Annotated in this window: 20 protein-coding genes; 7 read left to right on the top strand and 13 right to left on the bottom strand. The window is 33.6% G+C overall.

The features are described from left to right. Positions 1-3 precede the first annotated feature (3 nt). Entirely contained in the window at positions 4-771 is a 768-nt protein-coding gene (locus RC62_RS18665) for a porin family protein (protein WP_055097817.1), read from the top strand. Between the two features lie 3 nt (positions 772-774). Here the strand turns inward: RC62_RS18665 and RC62_RS18670 are convergent, their stop codons facing one another. From RC62_RS18670 to RC62_RS18690, 5 genes are all read right to left on the bottom strand, one after another. Next, positions 775-1,362, bottom strand: a complete 588-nt coding sequence (locus RC62_RS18670) for a chemotaxis protein CheB (RefSeq protein ID WP_055097818.1) — start codon at positions 1,360-1,362, stop codon at positions 775-777. Continuing rightward, a complete protein-coding gene (locus RC62_RS18675; protein WP_055097821.1) occupies positions 1,344-2,153 on the bottom strand; it encodes a CheR family methyltransferase in 810 nt (269 codons plus the stop codon). The genes RC62_RS18670 and RC62_RS18675 overlap by 19 nt, the downstream gene beginning before the upstream one ends. 7 nt (positions 2,154-2,160) lie before the next feature. Then, positions 2,161-2,526 (bottom strand): response regulator, encoded by a 366-nt coding sequence (locus tag RC62_RS18680; protein ID WP_055097822.1) that lies wholly within the window; start codon positions 2,524-2,526, stop codon positions 2,161-2,163. Between the two features lie 231 nt (positions 2,527-2,757). Beyond that, positions 2,758-6,327, bottom strand: coding sequence for a response regulator (locus tag RC62_RS18685; RefSeq protein WP_055097824.1), 3,570 nt, complete (start codon positions 6,325-6,327; stop codon positions 2,758-2,760). Positions 6,328-6,342: 15 nt separating this feature from the next. Then, complete coding sequence (locus tag RC62_RS18690) at positions 6,343-7,557, bottom strand: response regulator (RefSeq protein ID WP_055097825.1); 1,215 nt, start codon at positions 7,555-7,557, stop codon at positions 6,343-6,345. A 310-nt stretch (positions 7,558-7,867) separates the two neighbouring features. Between RC62_RS18690 and RC62_RS18695 the strand changes: the two genes are divergently transcribed. Continuing rightward, positions 7,868-8,716, top strand: coding sequence for an SDR family oxidoreductase (locus RC62_RS18695; protein WP_055097827.1), 849 nt, complete (start codon positions 7,868-7,870; stop codon positions 8,714-8,716). A 189-nt stretch (positions 8,717-8,905) separates the two neighbouring features. Beyond that, positions 8,906-9,169 carry a SemiSWEET family sugar transporter gene (locus RC62_RS18700; RefSeq protein ID WP_055097828.1) on the top strand — a complete coding sequence of 88 codons (264 nt, stop codon included), beginning with the start codon at positions 8,906-8,908 and terminating at the stop codon, positions 9,167-9,169. Between the two features lie 113 nt (positions 9,170-9,282). Here the strand turns inward: RC62_RS18700 and RC62_RS18705 are convergent, their stop codons facing one another. Beyond that, positions 9,283-10,110, bottom strand: a complete 828-nt coding sequence (locus RC62_RS18705; protein WP_055098578.1) for a hypothetical protein — start codon at positions 10,108-10,110, stop codon at positions 9,283-9,285. Between the two features lie 477 nt (positions 10,111-10,587). After that, positions 10,588-10,926: a hypothetical protein gene (locus RC62_RS18710; protein ID WP_055097829.1), complete on the bottom strand. Its 339-nt coding sequence runs from the start codon at positions 10,924-10,926 to the stop codon at positions 10,588-10,590. Positions 10,927-11,162: 236 nt separating this feature from the next. Here RC62_RS18710 and RC62_RS18715 point away from each other — a divergent pair, with 236 nt between their 5' ends. Next, the gene (locus tag RC62_RS18715) at positions 11,163-14,369 is read left to right on the top strand and encodes a PAS domain-containing protein (RefSeq protein WP_055097831.1); all 3,207 of its coding nucleotides are present in this window, start codon (positions 11,163-11,165) and stop codon (positions 14,367-14,369) included. A 10-nt stretch (positions 14,370-14,379) separates the two neighbouring features. On the opposite strand, the gene RC62_RS18720 is transcribed toward RC62_RS18715, so the two are convergent. Then, positions 14,380-14,808, bottom strand: a complete 429-nt coding sequence (locus RC62_RS18720) for a response regulator (RefSeq protein ID WP_055097832.1) — start codon at positions 14,806-14,808, stop codon at positions 14,380-14,382. A 256-nt stretch (positions 14,809-15,064) separates the two neighbouring features. Between RC62_RS18720 and RC62_RS18725 the strand changes: the two genes are divergently transcribed. Further along, on the top strand, positions 15,065-15,565 hold the full coding sequence (locus RC62_RS18725; RefSeq protein WP_055097833.1) for a pyridoxamine 5'-phosphate oxidase family protein: 501 nt from the start codon (positions 15,065-15,067) through the stop codon (positions 15,563-15,565). A gap of 305 nt (positions 15,566-15,870) precedes the next feature. On the opposite strand, the gene RC62_RS18730 is transcribed toward RC62_RS18725, so the two are convergent. The 3 genes from RC62_RS18730 to RC62_RS18740 form a co-directional block, all read right to left on the bottom strand. Further along, positions 15,871-16,584: a DUF72 domain-containing protein gene (locus RC62_RS18730; protein ID WP_055097834.1), complete on the bottom strand. Its 714-nt coding sequence runs from the start codon at positions 16,582-16,584 to the stop codon at positions 15,871-15,873. Continuing rightward, the gene (locus RC62_RS18735) at positions 16,581-17,312 is read right to left on the bottom strand and encodes a DNA-formamidopyrimidine glycosylase family protein (protein WP_055097836.1); all 732 of its coding nucleotides are present in this window, start codon (positions 17,310-17,312) and stop codon (positions 16,581-16,583) included. The genes RC62_RS18730 and RC62_RS18735 overlap by 4 nt, the downstream gene beginning before the upstream one ends. 75 nt (positions 17,313-17,387) lie before the next feature. After that, positions 17,388-17,960, bottom strand: coding sequence for a ferritin-like domain-containing protein (locus tag RC62_RS18740; protein WP_055097837.1), 573 nt, complete (start codon positions 17,958-17,960; stop codon positions 17,388-17,390). A 188-nt stretch (positions 17,961-18,148) separates the two neighbouring features. On the opposite strand from RC62_RS18740, the gene RC62_RS18745 reads away from it, so the two are divergent. Both RC62_RS18745 and RC62_RS18750 read left to right on the top strand, forming a co-directional pair. After that, positions 18,149-18,457: a hypothetical protein gene (locus RC62_RS18745; protein ID WP_055097838.1), complete on the top strand. Its 309-nt coding sequence runs from the start codon at positions 18,149-18,151 to the stop codon at positions 18,455-18,457. 181 nt (positions 18,458-18,638) lie between these two features. Beyond that, complete coding sequence (locus RC62_RS18750; protein WP_055097839.1) at positions 18,639-19,154, top strand: hypothetical protein; 516 nt, start codon at positions 18,639-18,641, stop codon at positions 19,152-19,154. Positions 19,155-19,433: 279 nt separating this feature from the next. Here RC62_RS18750 and RC62_RS18755 read toward each other — a convergent pair whose 3' ends face one another. Both RC62_RS18755 and RC62_RS22790 read right to left on the bottom strand, forming a co-directional pair. Then, positions 19,434-20,081 carry a DUF5661 family protein gene (locus RC62_RS18755; protein ID WP_055097841.1) on the bottom strand — a complete coding sequence of 216 codons (648 nt, stop codon included), beginning with the start codon at positions 20,079-20,081 and terminating at the stop codon, positions 19,434-19,436. A 96-nt stretch (positions 20,082-20,177) separates the two neighbouring features. After that, positions 20,178-20,339, bottom strand: a complete 162-nt coding sequence (locus RC62_RS22790; protein ID WP_082421327.1) for a DUF1328 family protein — start codon at positions 20,337-20,339, stop codon at positions 20,178-20,180. Positions 20,340-20,341: the final 2 nt, after the last annotated feature.

Genomic DNA, 20,341 nt, shown 5'->3' on the forward strand with positions numbered 1-20,341 from the left:
TATATGAAAAAAGGTTTATTATTACTTATCGCATTGTTTTGTATCTCTCCGGCACGCTCGCAAGTTTTAATTTCCTTAATTTTTGGAGATAAATTGAATTCTCCTTTTCTGGAATTTGGTCTCGATGGCGGGGTAAATTTCTCTACTATTTCAGGTCTTGAATCTTCAGGAACCAATGTAGGTTTTAATCTGGGTTTTTATTTTGATATCCGATCTAAAAAAAATCCTGCCTGGATGATTAATACGGGCGTAATTGTAAAATCTCCTATGGGCGCGCACGGAATTCCGGTTTATTCGCTAAACGATGTTAATCTGGATAATACTTTTGCGGGAGGAAGTGTAAATCGTGAAATACGTTATTTTAATGTGCCTGTTTTAATTAAATATCAGTTTAAGAATAATATTTATCTTAAAACCGGACCTCAGTTGGGTTTGCTTGCCAAAGCTTTTGATGAATTTACGAAAGAAGTCGATAAGGATGATGTAACTTATAAAAAGAATATCCGGGACCAAATTCGTGTTATTGATGCCGGAGTTGCTCTTGGCGTTGGGTATCATATGAATGTTGGGAACGGATTGAATATAACGGTTCAATATTATTACGGGCTGGTTCCTGTCATGAAAGGTGACGGACCTGATGTATATAACAGATCGTTGTATGTAACGGCTGGTTTACCGATTGGAAAAGGGAAAGCTGCACAAAAAAGAGCCGAAAAAGAAGCAGAATTAAACAAAGTGATTCTTCCTGAAGATGAAGAACCCAAAAAATAAATCTTAAGTATTGATCTCACTAATAAAGGTTAAGATCTCTTCATTTGTTAAAATAAAATCAGGATCAGCATTTAAAATAGCGTTGTTGGGCATGAAAGGCATATCTGCAGAAAGTGGATTTTGAACCGCAATTTTTCCTCCTGCTGCTTTAATTGCTTTCAAGCCATATGTTCCGTCAGTATTGGAGCCTGATAATAAAATACCCACTAGAGAATTCCCGTAAATTTCTGCTGCCGACTCAAATGAAACATCTATACTGGGACGGCTATAATTAATCTTTTCTGAGATATCTAAAGAAAGTGTCTCGTTTTTCTCGAATAATAAATGATAATTAGAAGGAGCCACATAGATATATCCGGCCAAAAGTGGTGCTTTATCTTCTACTGTTTTAACCTCAATATTCGATTTTAATACAATAAGTTCTTCCAGTGTCTGATCGTCTGTGCTTTTGCGATGCAATACAATGACAATTGCAAAACCATTTATATTGTGCAAATCAGGCAGAATTTGCATTAAAGCATTCAGGCTTCCTGCAGATCCTCCTATAATAAGTACTTTACAGTTTGATATTGTTACTTTATTTTCCTCCATATTTTCTCTTTATCCAACTGTTTGTATTTATGCATTCCAATAGAATATTTTATGGTTTCTTTAGTTCCAAGTGCTAAGAAACCTAAAAGTGCTAAACTTTCATCGAATAAATTAATAACTCTTTTTTGAAGGTTATTATCAAAATATATTAAAACATTGCGGCATAATATCATATCAAATTCATTGAATGAAGTATCCGAAACTAAATTATGCTGTGAGAAAACCATTTTTTCAGCCAGTTCATCGTTAAATTTGGCAATGCCATAATTGGCAATATAATAACTTGAAAAATCTTCGAGTCCGCCTGCATCACGATAATTTTCTGAATATTCTTTCATCATTCGCAAAGGAAAAATTCCTTTTTTGGCTGTTTCTAATACCGTTGCATTGATATCTGTTGCATAAATTAAGGATTTATGCAGCAAACCGGCTTCTTTAAGCATAATCGCCATAGAATATACTTCTTCACCAGTAGAACATCCTGCATGCCATAATCTGATAAAGGGTTTTGTGCCCAATAAAGGCAAAATTTCTTTTCTAACGATATTATAAAACGCAGGATCGCGAAACATTTCCGTGACATTTACGGTAATCTCATCGACCATTCGTTTGTAATATTCCTGATCATAACGAACTTTAGAAAGAAATTCATGAAAATGGACAAATCCATCTAAATGCATTACTCTGTTTACACGTCTTTTTAATGAAGCACGGGAGTAACTGCTAAAGTCAAACCCATAATATTCATATACATCATTAATAAGTGTTTCTAATTCGATATCCTCAATCATAATCTCATCAAATTTTGCTCAAAATAGCAAGTAATTTATCTACATCTACCGGTTTTGAGATATACGCATCTGCTCCGGCTTCCAGACATTTTTCTTTATCGCCTATCATTGCCTGAGCTGTTACGGCAACAATAAAAGCTGATCTCCTGTCAGGAAGTGCCTTAATTATCGGAATTGCATCATAACCATCCATTTCTGGCATCATCATGTCGATCAAAATCGCATCGATATGTTCTTCTGTACTTAATATTTTCAAAGCTTCCTCAGCACTTAAACAAGACAAACAATCGTATGATTTTGCACGTAGAGTATGCTCTAAAGCAAAAATATTCCTAGAATCATCATCAATAATTAAGAGTCTCTTTTTATTCATTTCGCCCACTTTTTACTTTAAGTTTGTTTTTTTGCCACGACTTCCACAAATTATTTTTTTAATGTTTGCGTAGCTTCTTTTTCTTTTGCCACAGATTTCACAGATTCAAAATAATTTTTAAAATTAATCCGTAGCAACTTCTTTTTTCTTTACTCTCTATTCTTTCCTCTTTCATCTTCCTTCTTTCTTCTTTCCTCTTCCTTCTTCCTTCTTCCTTCTCTACTCTTTCCTCTAAATCTTATCGTACAACCACACTCTCAATAACGAAAGTAACTGATCTATATCTACCGGTTTTGTAATATAATCTGATGCTCCGGCTTTGATGCATTTTTCTCTGTCGCCTGTCATTGCTTTTGCTGTAACTGCGATTAATGGCAAGCTTAAAAACTTAGGCATGCTTCGTATTTTTTCAGCAGTTTCATAACCGTCCATATTAGGCATCATCATATCCAGTAAAACGACATCAGTATCAGGATGTTCGCCTAAAATTTTAATAGCCTCTTTACCATCAAAAGCGGTAATCACATTCATTTTAAAGACTTCGAGTGCTTTTGTCAAAGAATAAATATTACGAACATCGTCGTCTACAATCAATACCTTTTTCTCGTGCAGGATATTATTTAGTAAATTTAGCTTTTTATGCCCTTCTTTTTTGTCTTTTCCATCTTTTTTATCTTCTACTAAATGAAGGAAAAGTGAAACCTCATCTAACATTCTTTGATATGAATGTGCTGTTTTTACAATAATAGAATCGGCATATTTTTTAATTTTAACCTCTTCTTTCATCGATAAACTTTTTCCTGTAAATACAATTACCGGAAGATTTTCTAATCCCGGAGATTTTTTTACTCCGTCTAAAATTTGGTAAGCGTGTTTATCCGGAATTCCCATATCAAGAATAACACAATCTACTTCTGTTTTATTTAATGCCTCTAATCCTTGCGAAACTTCACTTTTTATTTCAGAATTAATATTATAAGTTTCCAGGAAATAAGCCAGTGCTTTAGCATGTTTTGGATTGTCCTCGATGATCAGCACTTTTTGCGCATCTTTATTAATAATGTGTTCTATTCTTAAAAACACATCCGGAATTTTATCAAAAGCAACGGGTTTATCTAAGAAATCAACGGCTCCTTTTAGTAAACTTTCCTGTTTTAATTTATGCGATGACATAATATGAACCGGCATGTGTTTGGTCGCTGAATGATTTTTTAATTCTTCTAAAACTTCCCAACCACTTTTTATTGGTAGTTCAATATCTAATAAAACACCAACCGGATTGTATAATAAAGCAAAGTTCAGCGCATAATCGCCACGAACAGAAACAACACCTTTATATCCTTTTTTTCTGGTAAAAGTCAAAAGTGATTTTGCAAAGTTAATGTCGTCTTCTACAATCAAAATTACTTTATCGCCTTCTTCAATTGAATCTCTGTCATCTTCAATTTCAGCAGGAATAGTCTCGCTTATATATTTTTTCTTAACCGGTGTTTTTTCTTCTTCAGGGATTTCAGTAAATTCTGTTGGAGGAATTTTCTCTACATTAATTTTATTTATTGCTGCTCCAAAAACCGGCAGACATAAAGTAAAAGTACTTCCTTTATTTACTTTACTGTGCAGGATTATTTCACCACGAAGCAGTTTTGCTAATTCCCTGCTGATTGATAATCCCAATCCGGTTCCGCCATATTTACGTTTTGTAGATCCATCAGCTTGTTGAAAAGCTTCGAAAATTAAAGGCTGTTTTTCTAATGGAATACCTATTCCGGTATCTTTTACAATAAAACAAATTATTTTATCATCGTCTGTATTTATTTTTATTTCGACACTAACAGTACCTTTTTCTGTAAATTTAATGGCATTAGAAATCAGGTTTTTCAAAATTTGTTCTAAACGCATTTTGTCTGTTTTAATGACAATTGGCGCATCTTTAGAAATAATTTCAAACTTAATTCCTTTTTCTTTCGCAACCTGATTAAACAAGTTCCATAAAGTATCTGTGATTTCTTTTGTTGAAACATCTAAAAATTCAAGTTCCATTTTACCGGCTTCGATTTTAGATAAATCCAATATTTCATCGATCAAGCCCAATAAACTGTTTCCTGAACTCTGAATCACTTTAGCGAACTCAATTTCTTCGGCAACCATGCTTTTGTTGTTGTTTTCAGACAGCAATCGGCTCAAAAGTAAGATTGAGTTCAAAGGTGTTCTTAATTCGTGCGACATATTCGCCAGAAACTCTGATTTATATCGTGTTGTAAGCTCTAACGCTTCTGATTTTTTCTGGATTTCATTATTTTTCTCTTCCAGTAAGACACTTCTTTCAGATAATTCTTCATTGGTTTGTTCCAACTCTTCCTGCTGCACTCTTAGTTCTTCTTCAGATGCCTGTAATTTCTCTGTTTGAGCTTCCAGTTCAGCATTAATAGCTTCTAATTCGCTGTGTTGCACCTGAAGTTCTTCAGACTGGGATTTGGTTTCTTCTAACAATTCCATCACTCTTTTTCTATTTTGAGTTGATTTAATTGCGATTCCAATATTATTAGAAACAGTATTTAAAAATTCTAACTGCAGATCTGAGAATCCGTAAATACTTGCCAATTCAATAGCACCTTCTATTTTGGTATCTAGTAAAGGTACTGCTACAATATGAGTAGGTTTAATTTGTCCTAATGCATAATTTATATGAATATCATCCGGTGACAACGTTTTTAATTCCAGTAGTTTTCCGGAAATAATAGCCTGCCCAATTAATCCTTCGCCTTTTTGAATGCGTTCGCGGTTTTTACTTGGTATATAGCTATATCCTCCCGCAACAAAAAGTTCGTTATCTTCAAGAACGTATAAAACTCCCGCGCTGCTATTGGTATACTGACAAACAAATTCAATAACATCTTTAGATAATTTTTGCAGTGTTTTATCTCCCAGCATCACATTATTAAGATTGGCAACACCGGTTTGCATCCATTCTTTTTGGGATAATAAATCAAAAGAATTTTTTAGGGAAATCCCCATATTATTCAGCGATTCTCCTACACTTCCCAATGCATCAGCTTTTGTATCGTCTACTCGAATGTCATAATTTCCGCTAGAAATGTTACTTGCAATTGTACTAATCGCTTCAATTCTTTGTGCCGTTTCTTTGTCTTTTTTCTCTAATTCGTTTTGAAGTAAGGCACGCTCATTAAAATCTTTTAAAATTCGAATTAAAAAGACAATCGAAATTAAAAAAGCGACGATAAAAGCAACAATAATCAAAATGATACTATACATCCCGTATCGTTCTGAGTTTTGGTTGCGTTCTTTTAGGAGATTTTGTTCTGTATTTTCGACAATTTTAATTTGAGCACGCAAGTCGTTCATCATACTTCTGCCTTCATTGAGGTCGAATGTTACGGAGCCTTTCCCCAATCGTTTTTTTACGATCTGGTTGTTCAGATATTTAAAAAAATTACTTCTTTGGGTTTTTAATTCTTTTAATTGCTGCTGCTGAGACGCATTATCGACAGTAAGTTCTGTTACTTTATCAAAATACGAGTTTGATTTTATCTCCGCATCATTATATCGCTGCACAAATTGTTCGTCGCCGGTAATCAAATATCCCCGCATACTGGTTTGTGCTTCTGTAATTATAGCGGAACCTTCGTTCAGGTTATAAATTACTTCCTGAGTATGATTTACCCAAAAATTGCTGCTTAGCAAGCTTTTTATACTTAGATAAGAAGCTGTAGAACTGATCATTAAAACCAGTAATGACACACTAGAACTTATTAGTAAATTTCTTCTAAAATTGCTCTTCATACTTTTAAATTATAATTATTCGTATTTTAAAGGGAGTATAATAATAAAACTGGCACCATGGCCAACCTGACTTTTTGCGGTGATTAATCCGTTGTGTTTTTCGATAATTTTTTTAGCGATTGCCAATCCAATTCCGGTTCCTTCATAAGACTGACGATCGTTTAGACTCTGGAAAATAATGAATATTCGATCGAGGTAAATTTCATCAAATCCTATTCCGTTATCTTTTACCGTGATTCTGCAAAATTTACCATCCCGTGAAGCTGAACTCTCAAAAGATTTTTCTGAAATTAATTCAGATGTAATTTCGATTAAAGGATGTTGAGAATTTCCGGAGAATTTTAGTGCATTTCCTATCAAATTCTGAAAAACCTGTCTCAGCTGACTCGGGATACTATCTATTGTAGGAAGTTCGCTTGTTTTTATAGTAGCATTTTTTCTTTCGATCAGGTAATCAAAATCCGAAAGTACTTCTTGTAACACAACATTTAAGTCTGTAGATTCTGGTTTTACCTGAGATGATAATCTTGAATAGGCTAACAAATCAGTAATTAAAGTCTGCATTCTTTCTGCTGATTTAATCGTACGATCTACATAATCGACTGCTTTGGCATCATCAGCGAGATAAAGTTCTTTGATGATTTTTATAAAGATTTGGATTTTCCGGATGGGTTCATTTAAATCATGCGAAACGACCCATGAAAATTGTTGCAGTTCGTGATTTTTCATCTCTAATTCTTCGTTTTTCGAAACCAGTTCTTTGGTTCTTTCAGCGATTTTAATTTCGAGATTATCCTGTGCTTCTTTCCTGATTTTTATTTCTTTAGAAAGCAAGTCTTTTATGCCTTTTAATTCATTTTGCTGCTCGTAAATTTTAATGAAAGTTTTTACTTTTAAAATCAGCAAATCTGTATCTACGGGTTTGGTAATATATTCTACAGCACCAGTTTCATATCCTTTAAAAATATATTTTTTCTCGATATTTAATGCTGATAAAAATATAACCGGAATGTCTTTTGTGCGTTTATTGCCTGAAAGTATTTTGACTACTTCAAAGCCATCAAGTCCCGGCATTTGAACGTCCATGATAATAAGACAGTAACTTATTTTCAGGATTTTCTTCAGGGCTTCTTCTCCCGACTCAGCAGTATCTACTTCAATATTATGCAGCTCTAATGTTTTTTTAAGGGCAATAATATTTGCCTTTATATCGTCTACGATTAATACCATACTGTTGTGGGGGAGTAAAAGTGTTATGAATAAAACTTGTTTTTTTTAGTTTGAAATCTTTTTATAAAATGACATTTAATACTATCTGATCCTAATATTAGTGCCATTGGCAAAACTTTCAAATTTATAAAAAAAAAGAAGAAACAACTTTTATAGGATATGAAATTAGTTACATAATTCCCATGTTAAATCCCTGCTGTAAATGATAATTCTATAAGTTTTATTGAGACAATTTTAGATTTATTTCAGTTAATGTTTTCTGCATACAATCCTTATTTTTAAACTAATGATTAACTCTAAAGTAAGTATTATGAAAACGATAAAAACATTTCCGGAACAAAAGCAAAATCTTCCGGGTAACGAACATCAAATGAATCCTGAGCCTGAAATCATTAGAGAAAATTATGTTGGAAGCGGAAAACTATTGGGTAAAGTTGCCTTTATAACCGGCGGAGACAGTGGTATTGGCCGTAGTGTTGCCGTACATTTTGCGAGAGAAGGTGCTAATATTGCCATTGTTTACCTTAAAGAAGATAAAGATGCGAAAGACACCAAAGCACTTATCGAGAAAGAAGGCAGGGAATGCCTGATTATAAGCGGAGATCTAAAGGATGAAAAATTCTGCAAAAGTGCTGTAAAAAAATGCCATACCACATTTAAAAAAATAAATATTATAGTTAACAATGCAGCTGTACAATTTCCTCAAACCGAATTCGAAAGCATTACTACTGCACAGCTTCATAAAACATTTGAAACTAATATTTATCCGTATTTTTATATTACAAAAGCAGCATTGCCTTTTCTTACAGAAGGTGATACTATCATTAATACAAGTTCAGTTACGGCGTATCGCGGCAGTGAACATCTGGCAGATTATGCCAGTACAAAAGGCGCGATTGTGAGTTTCACCAGATCATTATCGACTATGCTTGCCAAAAAGAAAATAAGAGTAAATGGCGTTGCCCCCGGTCCTATCTGGACACCATTGATTGTTGCCAGTTTTGATAACTTATCTGATTTTGGAAAAGATAATCCGATGGAAAGAGCCGGTCAACCCTCAGAAGTTGCTCCTGCTTATGTATTCCTGGCATGTCAGGACAGCAGTTACATCACCGGACAATTTATTCATATTAATGGTGGTGAATTGGTTGGTGGGTAAAGTTTTAAAAAGGGTCAAAGCTGCAAAGTTGCAAAGGTTCTGAGATACTGAGTTGCTAAGTTTTTTTTTCTTAATAATTAAAAAAATAACTTTTACTCCTGATAAACCAGGTATTGCCTGATTTAAAAACTTAGTCACTCAGTCCCTTAGGAACTTAAAAAAAAAAAAAAACTTAATAACTCAAAAAAAATGAATGCAATTGATGCTGTTGGACTTTTTGCCGGAACTTGTGTTACGATATCCGTAATTCCGCAAATTATAAAAGTTTGGAAAACTAAAAAGGTAAAGCAAATTTCACTTAAAACCTTCGGTATTCTTACTTTTGGAATAATGGTCTGGATTGTTTACGGCATCTTAAAAGAAGATTTACCTATAATTCTCACCAACAGCGTTTCATTATGCCTGAATTTAATTATGGTTTATTTTATTATTTATTACGAAAAAGAGAGTTAGGAATAAGGGGCTAAGTTTCTAAGTTTTTTTAGCACAATCTTTAACAACAATACATAAAAAAAACAGCCTGGTAAAAGCTGTTTTTTTTTCGTAGAAGTGATATGTAATGCTTATTAGCTAGCTAGTTTTTGATTGTATGGCTTGTATGATAAATGGTATTTTTCTTTAAAAATACGTGGCAAATAGTGTCGGCCGGCTAATCCTGCAGCATTAATTACATCAGAAATATTGATATTCGAAATTCTTTTTATTTCATTAATTTGCTTTGTGGCCAAATTTACAATAGGTTCAAACGTTTTAATGTAGTTGTAACTGTGTTGAGCTATCTCCATCTCTACAATTTCTTTTAATATTACTTTTTTAAGTAAGTTTTTAACGATTCCTTGTTGCGGAAGCGCTTTAAGTTCCAGCCATTTTTCGGCAATTTTTAAATTCTCAGATCCTGTATAAATATAGTTTCCGGATTGGTTCATGAATCTTCTCTTTAATTGAGCGATCATTTCAAAATTCTCATCTTCTGTACTAATCGTTGGCACTCCTATCAATGAGAATTGAATACGTTTGTGGCTTTCAAAATATAGCACACTATTTATAACCGAAGTATTGCTTAAAACCCCTGTTTGATTGTTTTTAAGACTCTTTTTCTCCCCATTTGCACCAAAACTATGTGATAGCTTTCCGTTTTCGCAATACACAAAAAATATTGGTGCTGATTGAAAAGATTCCATACTTAAACTTACATCCTGATTTAATACAAGGTCAAAATTCAAATGCGACATTCTGTTATCCAAACAAACTCCGCTAATAGTGCCTTTTGCCCATTTAGATTTTATGATCAAATTGTATTCGTTATTATTGGTGATCAATTCACCATCAAAACTATCTTTAAGATCATTAAAAATAGTATCAAATCTTCCTGTATTTAAGTATAGTTTTTTCATATTGGTCTGGTTTAATAAAACTGGTTTGTATTTATTTACGTACAAATTTTAGTTTTGGTTTTTTATCTTATTTTGATAATTCAAATTTCAGAAATATTGTCTATCAAACCTTTATACAATTTCAGTCAGATATTTCATAATTATTATAAAGAGATTTTTGTGTGTGAGAATGAAGATGATAGAATATAGAAGAAAGATGTTAGATGCAAGATGTGAAATGTAAGATGTAAGATGTAAGATGTAAGATGTAAGATGTAAGATGTAAGATGTTGGGATAAGTTGAAAGATGAGACAATGTGAAATTGAAAAATGTTTAATTCTAATTTCTTGCATCTAATATCTTGCATCTCTTCTATATTCTAACATCTTGCATCTAACATCTTTCAAAGCAACTTTAAAAAAAGCAACTCAAAAAAAAAGCAGCTGCCCCAGATAAATCTGAAACAACTGCTCCCCAGCAAAATAAAAAATACTTATCTATGTAAGTTCGTTTATGTCGGCATTTTTAGAATAATTTGCCTTCGGTATATCTTTAAAAAATTCAGCTTCTTCCAGGTCTGCTGTTGGGCCGTAACCTATTAAATGGGTTCCTTTTTTTTGATCCTTTGTTTCTATTATATATAAAATCGACATATCATCAGGATCACTCATACCTTCGTATCGATGATGGGCTACAATAAAAATCTCATCCGGCTGATAGGCATATTTTGACTCTGAATCGATTAGGCAACCATTTTCAAACAAATAATTAGTCATATACCCTTCGTCCTGATATTTCTTTATATAGTCGGTTTCGTGTTTTTGTTCCTTTTTCATGATTTTATTGAATTAAGATTTTTTACAATCTATTATATATTCAAATTTCATCAATAGTAACAGATAAAATTAACTCAATTGATTTAAAAATTAGCTCATTCAAAAATTCAAAATAAAATCAATAAATATTTTACTAATTTTAACAATTATTCTGAAAGCGTCTTTAAATAATGCTATCAATTGAATTAGCTTTATTGTTTTAAAATTGTTTTAAACCAAAACGAAATACCTTTTTAATGAGTACTACAAATCAAGATTTTCTTGCTAATGGAGGCGAAATGGGCACTTTAATGCGTGCCAAAGACTGGAATAAATCCCCAATTGGTCCTGTTGAATCCTGGCCACAAAGTTTGCGTACAACTTTAGGAATTCTTTTAAACTCAAAATTTCCTATGTTTTTGTTTTGGGGACCGGAACATATTTGTTTTTACAATGATGCCTATCGTCCCAGTCTGGGAAACGACGGGAAGCATCCCTTGATATTAGGCGAAAAAGGAGCTGAATATTGGCCGGAAATCTGGGATTTTATAAAACCACTAATCGATCAGGTTCTTACACAAGGTGAAGCAACCTGGCATGAAAACCAACTATTGCCGATTTACAGAAACGGAAAGATGGAAGATGTTTACTGGACCTTTAGTTACAGTCCGGTAAATAATGATGAGGGAAAAATAGATGGTGTACTGGTTATCTGTAATGAAACTACAGATAATGTATTTATGCTCAAAAACTTAGAAAACAGTAACGAACGTTACTTAAATAATATACTGCAGACTCCAAATGCTATGTGCGTTTTTAGAGGTAAGGATTATGTTGTTGAAATAGCAAATGAACTTATGCTTGAAATTTGGGAGCGAAATATTGATCAGGTTATAAATAAACCTATTTTTGAAGCCTTACCTGAAGTTACAGGCCAGGGCCTCGAAGACATTTTACTCAATGTTTATACTACCGGAGAGCGCTTTACAGCATATGAACTTCCGGTTAAACTAAACCGTAAAGGCAAAATCGAAAACACTTTTATCAACGTAGTTTATGAAGCGTTAAAAGAACCTGACGGTACGATTTCAGGAATTGTTGCAATTGCAAATGATGTTACGATACAAGTTGTTGCGAGAACGGCGGTTGAAGAAAGTGATAAACGATTCAGGCATAGTGTAAAGCAGCTTCCGTTGGGAATAGCGATTCTTAAAGGCGCTGATTTAGTTATTGAAATGGCCAATACTACTTATCTTCAAATTATTGATAAAACTGAAGATGAAATCCTGAATAAACCTGTTTTTTCATCCGTTCCTGAGGCAAAAGATACTGTTTTACCTTTGCTTTCAAAGGTTTATGAAGATGGAGTTCCGTATTACACAGATGAACTGGAGGTTACTTTAAATCGATATGGCAAACAGGAACTGTGTTATTTTAATTTAGTTTTTCACCCGTTGAGAGATGAAAACGATAGCGTTGAAGGGGTTATTATTGTAACACATGAAGTTACAGAAGCCGTAAAAGCAAGACATCTTTTGACTGAAAGCGAAAAAGCATTTAGAAAATTAGTAGTAGATTCTCCTATTGCGATGGCAATTTTTAGAGGAAAAGACCATATTATCGAAATGGCCAATAATACCATGAGAAAAACCATTTGGCAAAAAAAGAAAAGCGAAACCATTGGAAAACCAATCTTAGAAGTATTTCCCGAATTACTGGAACAAAAATATCCCGAATTACTGGATCAGGTGGTTCAGAATAAAAAAATTGTTCGTGAAAATGAATCACTGGCGTATGTGAATGTCAAAGGCGAACTCAAAAAGTTTTATCTGGATTACCAATACACTCCGCTTCTTGAAAAAGACGGAGAAGCTTCAGGAGTTATGGTTACCGTGAATGATGTAACTGCAAAAGTAGAAGCCCGCAAAAAAGTAGAAGATGCAGAAGAACGTACACGCTTAGCTTCAGAAATTGCTCAAATTGCAACTTGGGACTTAAATGTTCCTACTCAGGAATTGATTTATTCTGAAAATCTGGCTACTGTTTTTGGATATGAAAAAACAACAAAACTTACGCGCGCACAAATTCAGAGTCAGATACATCCTGATGACAAACCTATTTTAGAAGAGGCTTATCATAAGGCGCTTACAACAAGTATATACAAATATGAATCGCGTTTTATTAAACCGGATACTTCTATTGTCTGGATCAGGGCGCATGGCAAGATATTTTTTGACGAAAATAAACATCCTGTAAAAATGCTTGGAACGGTCATGGATATTACAGATGAAAAAAACAACCAGGAAACCCTGATAAAAAGCGAAGAAAAATTCAGGCTTCTTGCTGATTCTATGCCGCAGCATATCTGGACGAGTGACCCAATGGGAAATCTTAATTATTTTAACCAGTCTGTTTTTACTTACTCCGGAATAACGCAAAAAGATGTCGATAAATATGGCTGGCTTCAAATTGTGCATCCTGATGATCGCGAAGATAATGTAAATGCCTGGATGGAATCTATAAAAACAGGAAATGACTTTTTGATAGAACATCGTTTTCGCCGTTATGATGGCGAATACAGATGGCAATTAAGTCGTGCAATTGCACAAAAAAATGCCGAAGGAAAGATCGAAATGTGGGTTGGTACAAGTACTGATATTCAGGATCAGAAGAATTTTACAAACCAACTCGAAAAAGAAGTTTCTGAACGAACTGAAGAACTGGAAAGCAAAAACAGGGATTTGATCAATATGAATATCGAGCTACAGTCTTTCGCCTATATTTCAAGTCATGACTTGCAGGAACCTCTTAGAAAAATCCAGACTTTTGCAAGTAGATTATCAGATTTGGATGAGCAGAATATTTCGGCAAAAGCGAAAACATATTTAAGCAGGATTGAAGTTGCTGCCAAAAGAATGCAGACTTTAATTCAGGATCTTTTAGCGTATTCAAGAACAAACTCAGCCGACAGAGTTTTTGTAAAATCAAATCTTGATGATATTGCTGAGGAAGTAAAAAGTGATTTCTATGAACGCATTGAAGAAAAAAATGCACAGATTCATTTTGACCCTTTAGGCGAAGCAACAATTATTCCGTTTCAGTTTAGACAGTTATTGCATAATTTGATCGGAAACGCGCTAAAATTCGCTAAAAATGATGTTCCTCCTGTAATCGAAGTAAAGGCAAATTTATTAAAAGGGTATAAAATAAAGCAAACTGTCGATTTTCCTGACAAATTATATTATCATCTTCAAATTTCTGATAACGGAATTGGCTTTGATTCAGAATACAACGAGCGTATTTTTGAAGTATTTCAACGTTTAAATACAGAAAGTGAATTTGCCGGAACCGGAATTGGACTGGCAATTGTAAAAAAGATCGTAGAAAACCATAAAGGCATCATTACAGCCAGTGGCATAAAAGACAAAGGCGCGACTTTTGATATTTATATTCCGGATTTATAACGGGTTAATTTTAGGACTTGTAGACAAAGTTTTTATCGGTTGGACTAAATTTTTTCCAATCGATTTCAAGCGCATGATTAATAGATTTTATAATATCCTTCATTAAAATTGGCTTTGTAATAAACAAATTAGCGCCTAAGCTGCGGCATTTTTCTATTATACCAGGCTCGTTTGATGTAGAAAAGATAATCACGGGAATATCGTTTTTTTCAGAATTTCGAAGTTCTGCAAGAACATCAAATCCATTTTTACCGGGCATATTCAAATCCAGAAAGACTACATGAGGAGTTGGCGGCGGGTTGTAAATTGCGTTCAACAATTTTTCTCCACCGGTATATGTCTGAAGCTTTATTTTTTTAGGCAATGATTCTACAGCATCTGCAAAAATGCTCAAATCATCTTCATCATCATCAGTATAAAAAATAGTAAAATCAGTCATATGGTATCTTGTAAATTAGGATTTTTTCCTGCCCAAAGATAACCAAATTAATAGATAAAATCAATTGGTTTTTTGAATAAGCTTAAAAATATTAATAATTGAAATCTCATAATTTAAAAATTTAATTGTGTAAGCCCAAAAAGCATAAAAATGGCAACTTTACAATTATAAAATTTTCATCAGATCCTTGATTTTAATGATCATAAAATGAGAATTTTATAAAAAAACATTCTATAAATTTTTAAAATATAAAGCCATGGGAGATCATAAAGACCTTACAAACGAATTTGCTGTAGATAAAATAAAAGATCTGGCAGAGAACATAAAAACGTGCATGTTTTGTACTTACAATGAATACAGACTTCAGTCACGCCCAATGTCTGTTCAGAAAATAGATGATTTGGGCCAGCTTTGGTTTTTATCAGACAGAAACAGCAGTCAAAATGCTGAGATTAGCCTTAATCCTCAAGTTGAATTATTTTTCTCAGAGCCACACGATAAATTCCTTACTTTACACGGGACTGCAAGTATCTCATATGACAGAGAAAAAATTAAGGAATTATGGGATCCAATTGTAAAAGTATGGATGCCCGGAGGTGAAGATGATCCAAATTTAAGTGTGATAAAAGTAGTTCCTGAAGACGGATATTACTGGAATAATAAAAACGGGAAAATGGTCGCTATTGCAAAAATGGCCGCTGCATTCGTAAGTGGCAAAACAATGGATGACGGTATTGAAGGAAACTTGAAATTATAGTTTTTTTTTTATTGACCTGAAAGGTTAAAAAGTTTTTTAGCCGCAAAGTCCGCTAAGATTTACGCAAGGTTCACAAAGTTATTTCTTTGTGAACCTTGCGTTTTTTTTTGTTTTTTACCTAGTCAAAAAAACAAATTTAATGTCATCTCGACGAAGGAGAGAGAGCATAATAAATTTTAAAAACGTTATAGAATATTGGATGCGATTCTCCTTCGTCGAAATGACAAAGCTATGCCTAATAATGGTGGTAAACACAATTCGTGGATTTTGATTTTAAAATGACTATTTAAAAAAAAAAAAAATGATCACTCCAACATATGTTTTAACTCTAAAGCATTTAGAATACCCGCTTCACTTGCTGTATTATTAAAATACACAAATGCTGATTTTGAATCTATTGCATTCTTTATATAAAGTAACTCTTCAGGTGAATAACTGGAGTAAAACATTTTAGATGATCCGTGAAGTCTGATGAAAATTAGCGGAAAATCTTTAAAAATAGTATTAGGTAATTGCGGATGACTTACGCTGCAAAAGATAATATTGTTATCCTTAAAGGCGGTCCAGACTTCCTCGTTCCACCAACTTATGTGACGAAATTCTATTACATTTTTAAACTTTAAATCTAAACTTCCTATAATTTGGTGCAGTCTTTCGAGGCTAAAATGATAGCTGGGCGGAAACTGAAACAAAATACAGCCTAATTTTTCTTTTAAGCCCGTCTCGCATATCTTATAAAACTGGTTTATGAGATATTCACAGTCCACAAATTTCTTAATGTGCGTAATTTCTTTTGGCGCTTTTACAGAAAAAACAAAATGTTCCGGAGTTTTATTATACCAATTTTCAAAAATTCTCACCGTTGGAAACTTGTAAAAGCTTCCGTTGAACTCATACGTGCTAAAGTACTGGCAATAAAACGAAAACCACCTAGAAACTGACAGGTTGTCAGGGTAAAAAATACCTCTCCAAAAGCGATTATTAAAGCTTGAGCAGCCTATTAAAATTTTATTTTTCATATGTGTAACTTTTGACAATTAGTACAAAAAAAACTTCTTCTCTTTTTCTTTCCTGTACTTTTTTTTATGAGAGGAAGATCACAACGATGACATACTTTTTTAGTATGGGCCAGCCAATGTTTCTTGAGTTCATTTTTTTTCTTCCAGTATAGAAATTCAAAACTATAGATGGAACATTCAGAAATGAGTTCGTCTAATTTTTCAGATGGAATTTTTGCAACCAACGATTCCGGATGAATCCTGCACCTGTACAAAACTTCATTTTTAATAATATTCCCTACTCCTGAAAATATATTCTGGTCTAAAACGGCATCGCAAATCATTTCGTTGGGAGTTTTATCAAGGTTAGCTTTTGCCTTTTTGGGATCCCACAATTCGCTCATCACATCCTCACTCCAATTATAATAATCATTAATATCGCCTTCGAGGATTTTGACAGAGCAGGTATAAAAATTAAGTTCCCCGCTAGAAAAAAGCATACTCAGTTTTGGCTTCAGCTCTTTACGTTCGTTGATACGATAAGTCCCAAACATGAGCAAATGAATCTTGACGGTAAAATCCTTAAAACAAATCAGGAAGTGTTTACCCCAGGTTTTAAACTCCAGGATTTTTTTATCCTCAAGACGCTCAAAATCTATAGCGCTGTTTCCGGAAGCAGTGATTATTTTTTTTCCGGCAAATTGCTGTACTTCTTCTTTTAATATTAATATTGACGGTCCTTCTGGCATACTATAACTTTTAGATTTTTAAACTAAAAAAAGTGCAACATAAGCTGCACTTTTGTAGTAGGTACATTTTATAGATTAATCTGCTTCTGCAGCTTCAAGATTTACTGCATTTACAGCCACTTCAGTCAATTTTTTATCGGCCCCTTTTTCTTCATCAAGGGTTTCTTCTAATAATGCTGCAGCTTCTGTTAAACCCAAAGTCTCTGCAAATTGTCTCAAGGTACCGTAAGTGGCAATTTCGTAATGTTCGATTTTTTGGCTTGCAGCAATAATTCCGGCATCGCGTACTACTCCAACTTCGGTTTCTTCAAGAATTCCTTTTCCTTCTTCGATTAAGCCCTCCATTGCATCGCATTTTTTTGCTGATGCCTTTTTACCAATAAGTTCAAAAACCTTCTCTAAACGCTCAATTTGACCCTCAGTTTCGGTTAGATGACTGTTTATTGCATCGATCAATTCTGGAGATGTTGCATTTTTCGCCATTAAGGGCAATGCTTTTGTCAAAGCTTTCTCTGCCCAGTAAATATCTTTCAGTCCATCTTCAAACAATTCTGTTAGTCCGGACGCGGCATTTGATTTTGGTTTTGTAACTCCTTTTTTTACTTCTTGCTTAGGAGTTGTTTCTTTTTTACTATCTGTAGTTTTCATGGTAATAGTTTTTTGATAATTAATACAGGTTAAAATTACTATCTTGATTATCAGAGCGGTTATATTATTACTCGTATTAATTGCATTCTAAGCACCTGTATATTATGCAACTACAACTTAGAATTCTATAAGGATTCTTTTTGTATTGGTAGATAGCTTTGTAGTATCGAAATTTAAAATACATTATAATGGAAACTTACACAGACTATACATACGAAGAAGCAGAAATTTATTTTCACCAAAAATACCAAAGAGGTCATCTTGATATCGATACTGCCCTATTAATTAATAATGCAATCGATACGCTTCTTAAAAAAGACAACATTGCCAGAAACGAAAATATCCCAAATGAGGAACAAGTGGTCAATGAAGATGATTATATCACCAATAACCCTGATGAAGAATTTGAAATCATTGACGTTGATAATGACGAAGAGGAACACATCGAGGACGAAGATCATTTTGACGACGACGACTTAGAACGAAACGATAATTAAGATTTCGAATTCTAAAAGCACAAATACCGTTATAAAACATAGCGGTTTTTTTATGCCCTGAAACGAGATAAACAGCAAAAACATAACCATCTGTTAATTATGCAATTACACTTTAAAATTCTATAATGCAATTACTTCATTTCAGGATTAGATTTGTATTATAACTATAAAGCTAATTATCATGAATACTACAGATCAAAAAGACAGCATGATTAAAGGAAACAGAGTTTCTGGAAATCAGAATCAAAATACGGCCGATAAAAACAATCTTATGAATGAAGACTTGTATGATATCGATGATATGAAAGAAAGCGATAATGACAATAGTGAAATCGCAGAACGTGGGTATACGGTTAGAAATGGATTTGACCCTAATAAACCAAATCCTGACAAACTTACAGATGATGAAGACGATCTTACCGATGATTTTCATAGCGAGAATGACCTAAATTCAAACAGCGATGATTTGTATGAAGAAGAATTGGACATGAACGGCAAAAATGTAGATGATGTAAACGACGAATTGGACAATCCGTCTGATGCTTCGTTGGAGAGAGAAGAAGAAGATTTTAACGAAACCGAAGATGATCTCGACGATATAGATGACGAGGAAGAAGAGGAAGACGAATACATCGAAGACGATGTTCAGGAAGAAGAAGACGTAGAATATCCGGATAATGATCCGAGAAAATTTTAAAGGAAGCTTCAAAGGGACAAAAGCTCAAAGGAACAAAGGTTCAAAGTTTTAAAAAAGTAACAAAGGTTCAAAGAAGCAAAGTTTCAAAGTTTTAAAAAAGTAACAAAGGTTCAAAGAAGCAAAGTTTCAAAGTTTAGATACTTTGTCTTTTTGCTCCTCTGAACCTTTTTTTTTCTCTTTGATCTTTCCTCTTTCCTCTTGTCTCTTTTCTATTCTCTATTCTCCCTTTTCAACTTAGCCCCTCTGAACCTCTAACCCTTTGAACCTTCTTTTTCAAACCTAATCCCCAATAATTTCAAGGACCGGGATATCGTCCATTTTTTCTAGTCTTTCTGCAAGTCCTGCCCTCGCCTCTTTTAGTTCTTCTTCGGCTTTTATGAGATCTTCAAGCAATTTGTCTTTTCCTGTAGTTGACTTTTCTATTTTGCGCATGATTTCATAGATTTCACCTTCGGCTTCCATTACTTTTAATCTTTTGTAATAGGTCAGGGTTTCGGTCATATGCGCCAGTGCGATCATAGCGGTTAGAAACGGATGATTATTGGTGACATTAACATCTTTAATTTTTCCGTGTTCCAATTCTACTTTTAAGGCAAAAGCAAATTCTTCCATATTAAAAGCCTCGTATTTGCTTTCAGGATTTAGATATGCTTTTATCGATTCGACATTATTCATGGTCGAAAGATCTACATCTGTTTCTTTTTTATCGCTTAAATCTTTAAAAACCACGTTTCCTATGGCTCTTGCTTCAGCAACTGTTGGGTCATTATCCGGATTTTCGAAATCACGTGTCGACCAGTCCCAATTTTCAGGATGAACAGGTTTAATATATTTTTCACAGAAATCTGTTACATCGTTTTTTAAGCTCACCATTGCATCGTCTCTTTTGATGTAAACGTCCTGATAAGCACCGCTTTTAGTTCCCATAATTTTATATTTTTAAATTTTATTATAAATGCAAACGACACATTTACCTGGATATATGTGTCGTTTTTGTTGTTATTTTATTTTACTGAATGTATTCTAGATACTTTTTCTTCCGCTAATTAGTGATATAATAAATAAAACTAAGAATATAAAGAATAAAACTTTAGCGATACTTGCGGCTCCGGCAGCAATTCCTCCAAAACCAAATATTCCGGCAATGATAGCAAGAATAATAAAAATGACTGTATAACGTAACATAA

It is taken from the genome of Flavobacterium aquidurense (assembly GCF_001404985.1).
Taxonomy (GTDB): domain Bacteria; phylum Bacteroidota; class Bacteroidia; order Flavobacteriales; family Flavobacteriaceae; genus Flavobacterium; species Flavobacterium aquidurense_B.

Coding starts and splice junctions, on each gene's coding strand:
- RC62_RS18715 (WP_055097831.1), top strand. CDS start 11,163: ATGAGTACTACAAATCAAGATTTTCTTGCTAATGGAGGCGAAATGGGC.
- RC62_RS18685 (WP_055097824.1), bottom strand. CDS start 6,327: ATGAAGAGCAATTTTAGAAGAAATTTACTAATAAGTTCTAGTGTGTCA.
- RC62_RS22790 (WP_082421327.1), bottom strand. CDS start 20,339: ATGTTACGTTATACAGTCATTTTTATTATTCTTGCTATCATTGCCGGA.
- RC62_RS18700 (WP_055097828.1), top strand. CDS start 8,906: ATGAATGCAATTGATGCTGTTGGACTTTTTGCCGGAACTTGTGTTACG.
- RC62_RS18705 (WP_055098578.1), bottom strand. CDS start 10,110: ATGAAAAAACTATACTTAAATACAGGAAGATTTGATACTATTTTTAAT.
- RC62_RS18735 (WP_055097836.1), bottom strand. CDS start 17,312: ATGCCAGAAGGACCGTCAATATTAATATTAAAAGAAGAAGTACAGCAA.
- RC62_RS18725 (WP_055097833.1), top strand. CDS start 15,065: ATGGGAGATCATAAAGACCTTACAAACGAATTTGCTGTAGATAAAATA.
- RC62_RS18755 (WP_055097841.1), bottom strand. CDS start 20,081: ATGGGAACTAAAAGCGGTGCTTATCAGGACGTTTACATCAAAAGAGAC.
- RC62_RS18710 (WP_055097829.1), bottom strand. CDS start 10,926: ATGAAAAAGGAACAAAAACACGAAACCGACTATATAAAGAAATATCAG.
- RC62_RS18690 (WP_055097825.1), bottom strand. CDS start 7,557: ATGGTATTAATCGTAGACGATATAAAGGCAAATATTATTGCCCTTAAA.
- RC62_RS18720 (WP_055097832.1), bottom strand. CDS start 14,808: ATGACTGATTTTACTATTTTTTATACTGATGATGATGAAGATGATTTG.
- RC62_RS18665 (WP_055097817.1), top strand. CDS start 4: ATGAAAAAAGGTTTATTATTACTTATCGCATTGTTTTGTATCTCTCCG.
- RC62_RS18670 (WP_055097818.1), bottom strand. CDS start 1,362: ATGGAGGAAAATAAAGTAACAATATCAAACTGTAAAGTACTTATTATA.
- RC62_RS18730 (WP_055097834.1), bottom strand. CDS start 16,584: ATGAAAAATAAAATTTTAATAGGCTGCTCAAGCTTTAATAATCGCTTT.
- RC62_RS18745 (WP_055097838.1), top strand. CDS start 18,149: ATGGAAACTTACACAGACTATACATACGAAGAAGCAGAAATTTATTTT.
- RC62_RS18675 (WP_055097821.1), bottom strand. CDS start 2,153: ATGATTGAGGATATCGAATTAGAAACACTTATTAATGATGTATATGAA.
- RC62_RS18680 (WP_055097822.1), bottom strand. CDS start 2,526: ATGAATAAAAAGAGACTCTTAATTATTGATGATGATTCTAGGAATATT.
- RC62_RS18750 (WP_055097839.1), top strand. CDS start 18,639: ATGAATACTACAGATCAAAAAGACAGCATGATTAAAGGAAACAGAGTT.
- RC62_RS18740 (WP_055097837.1), bottom strand. CDS start 17,960: ATGAAAACTACAGATAGTAAAAAAGAAACAACTCCTAAGCAAGAAGTA.
- RC62_RS18695 (WP_055097827.1), top strand. CDS start 7,868: ATGAAAACGATAAAAACATTTCCGGAACAAAAGCAAAATCTTCCGGGT.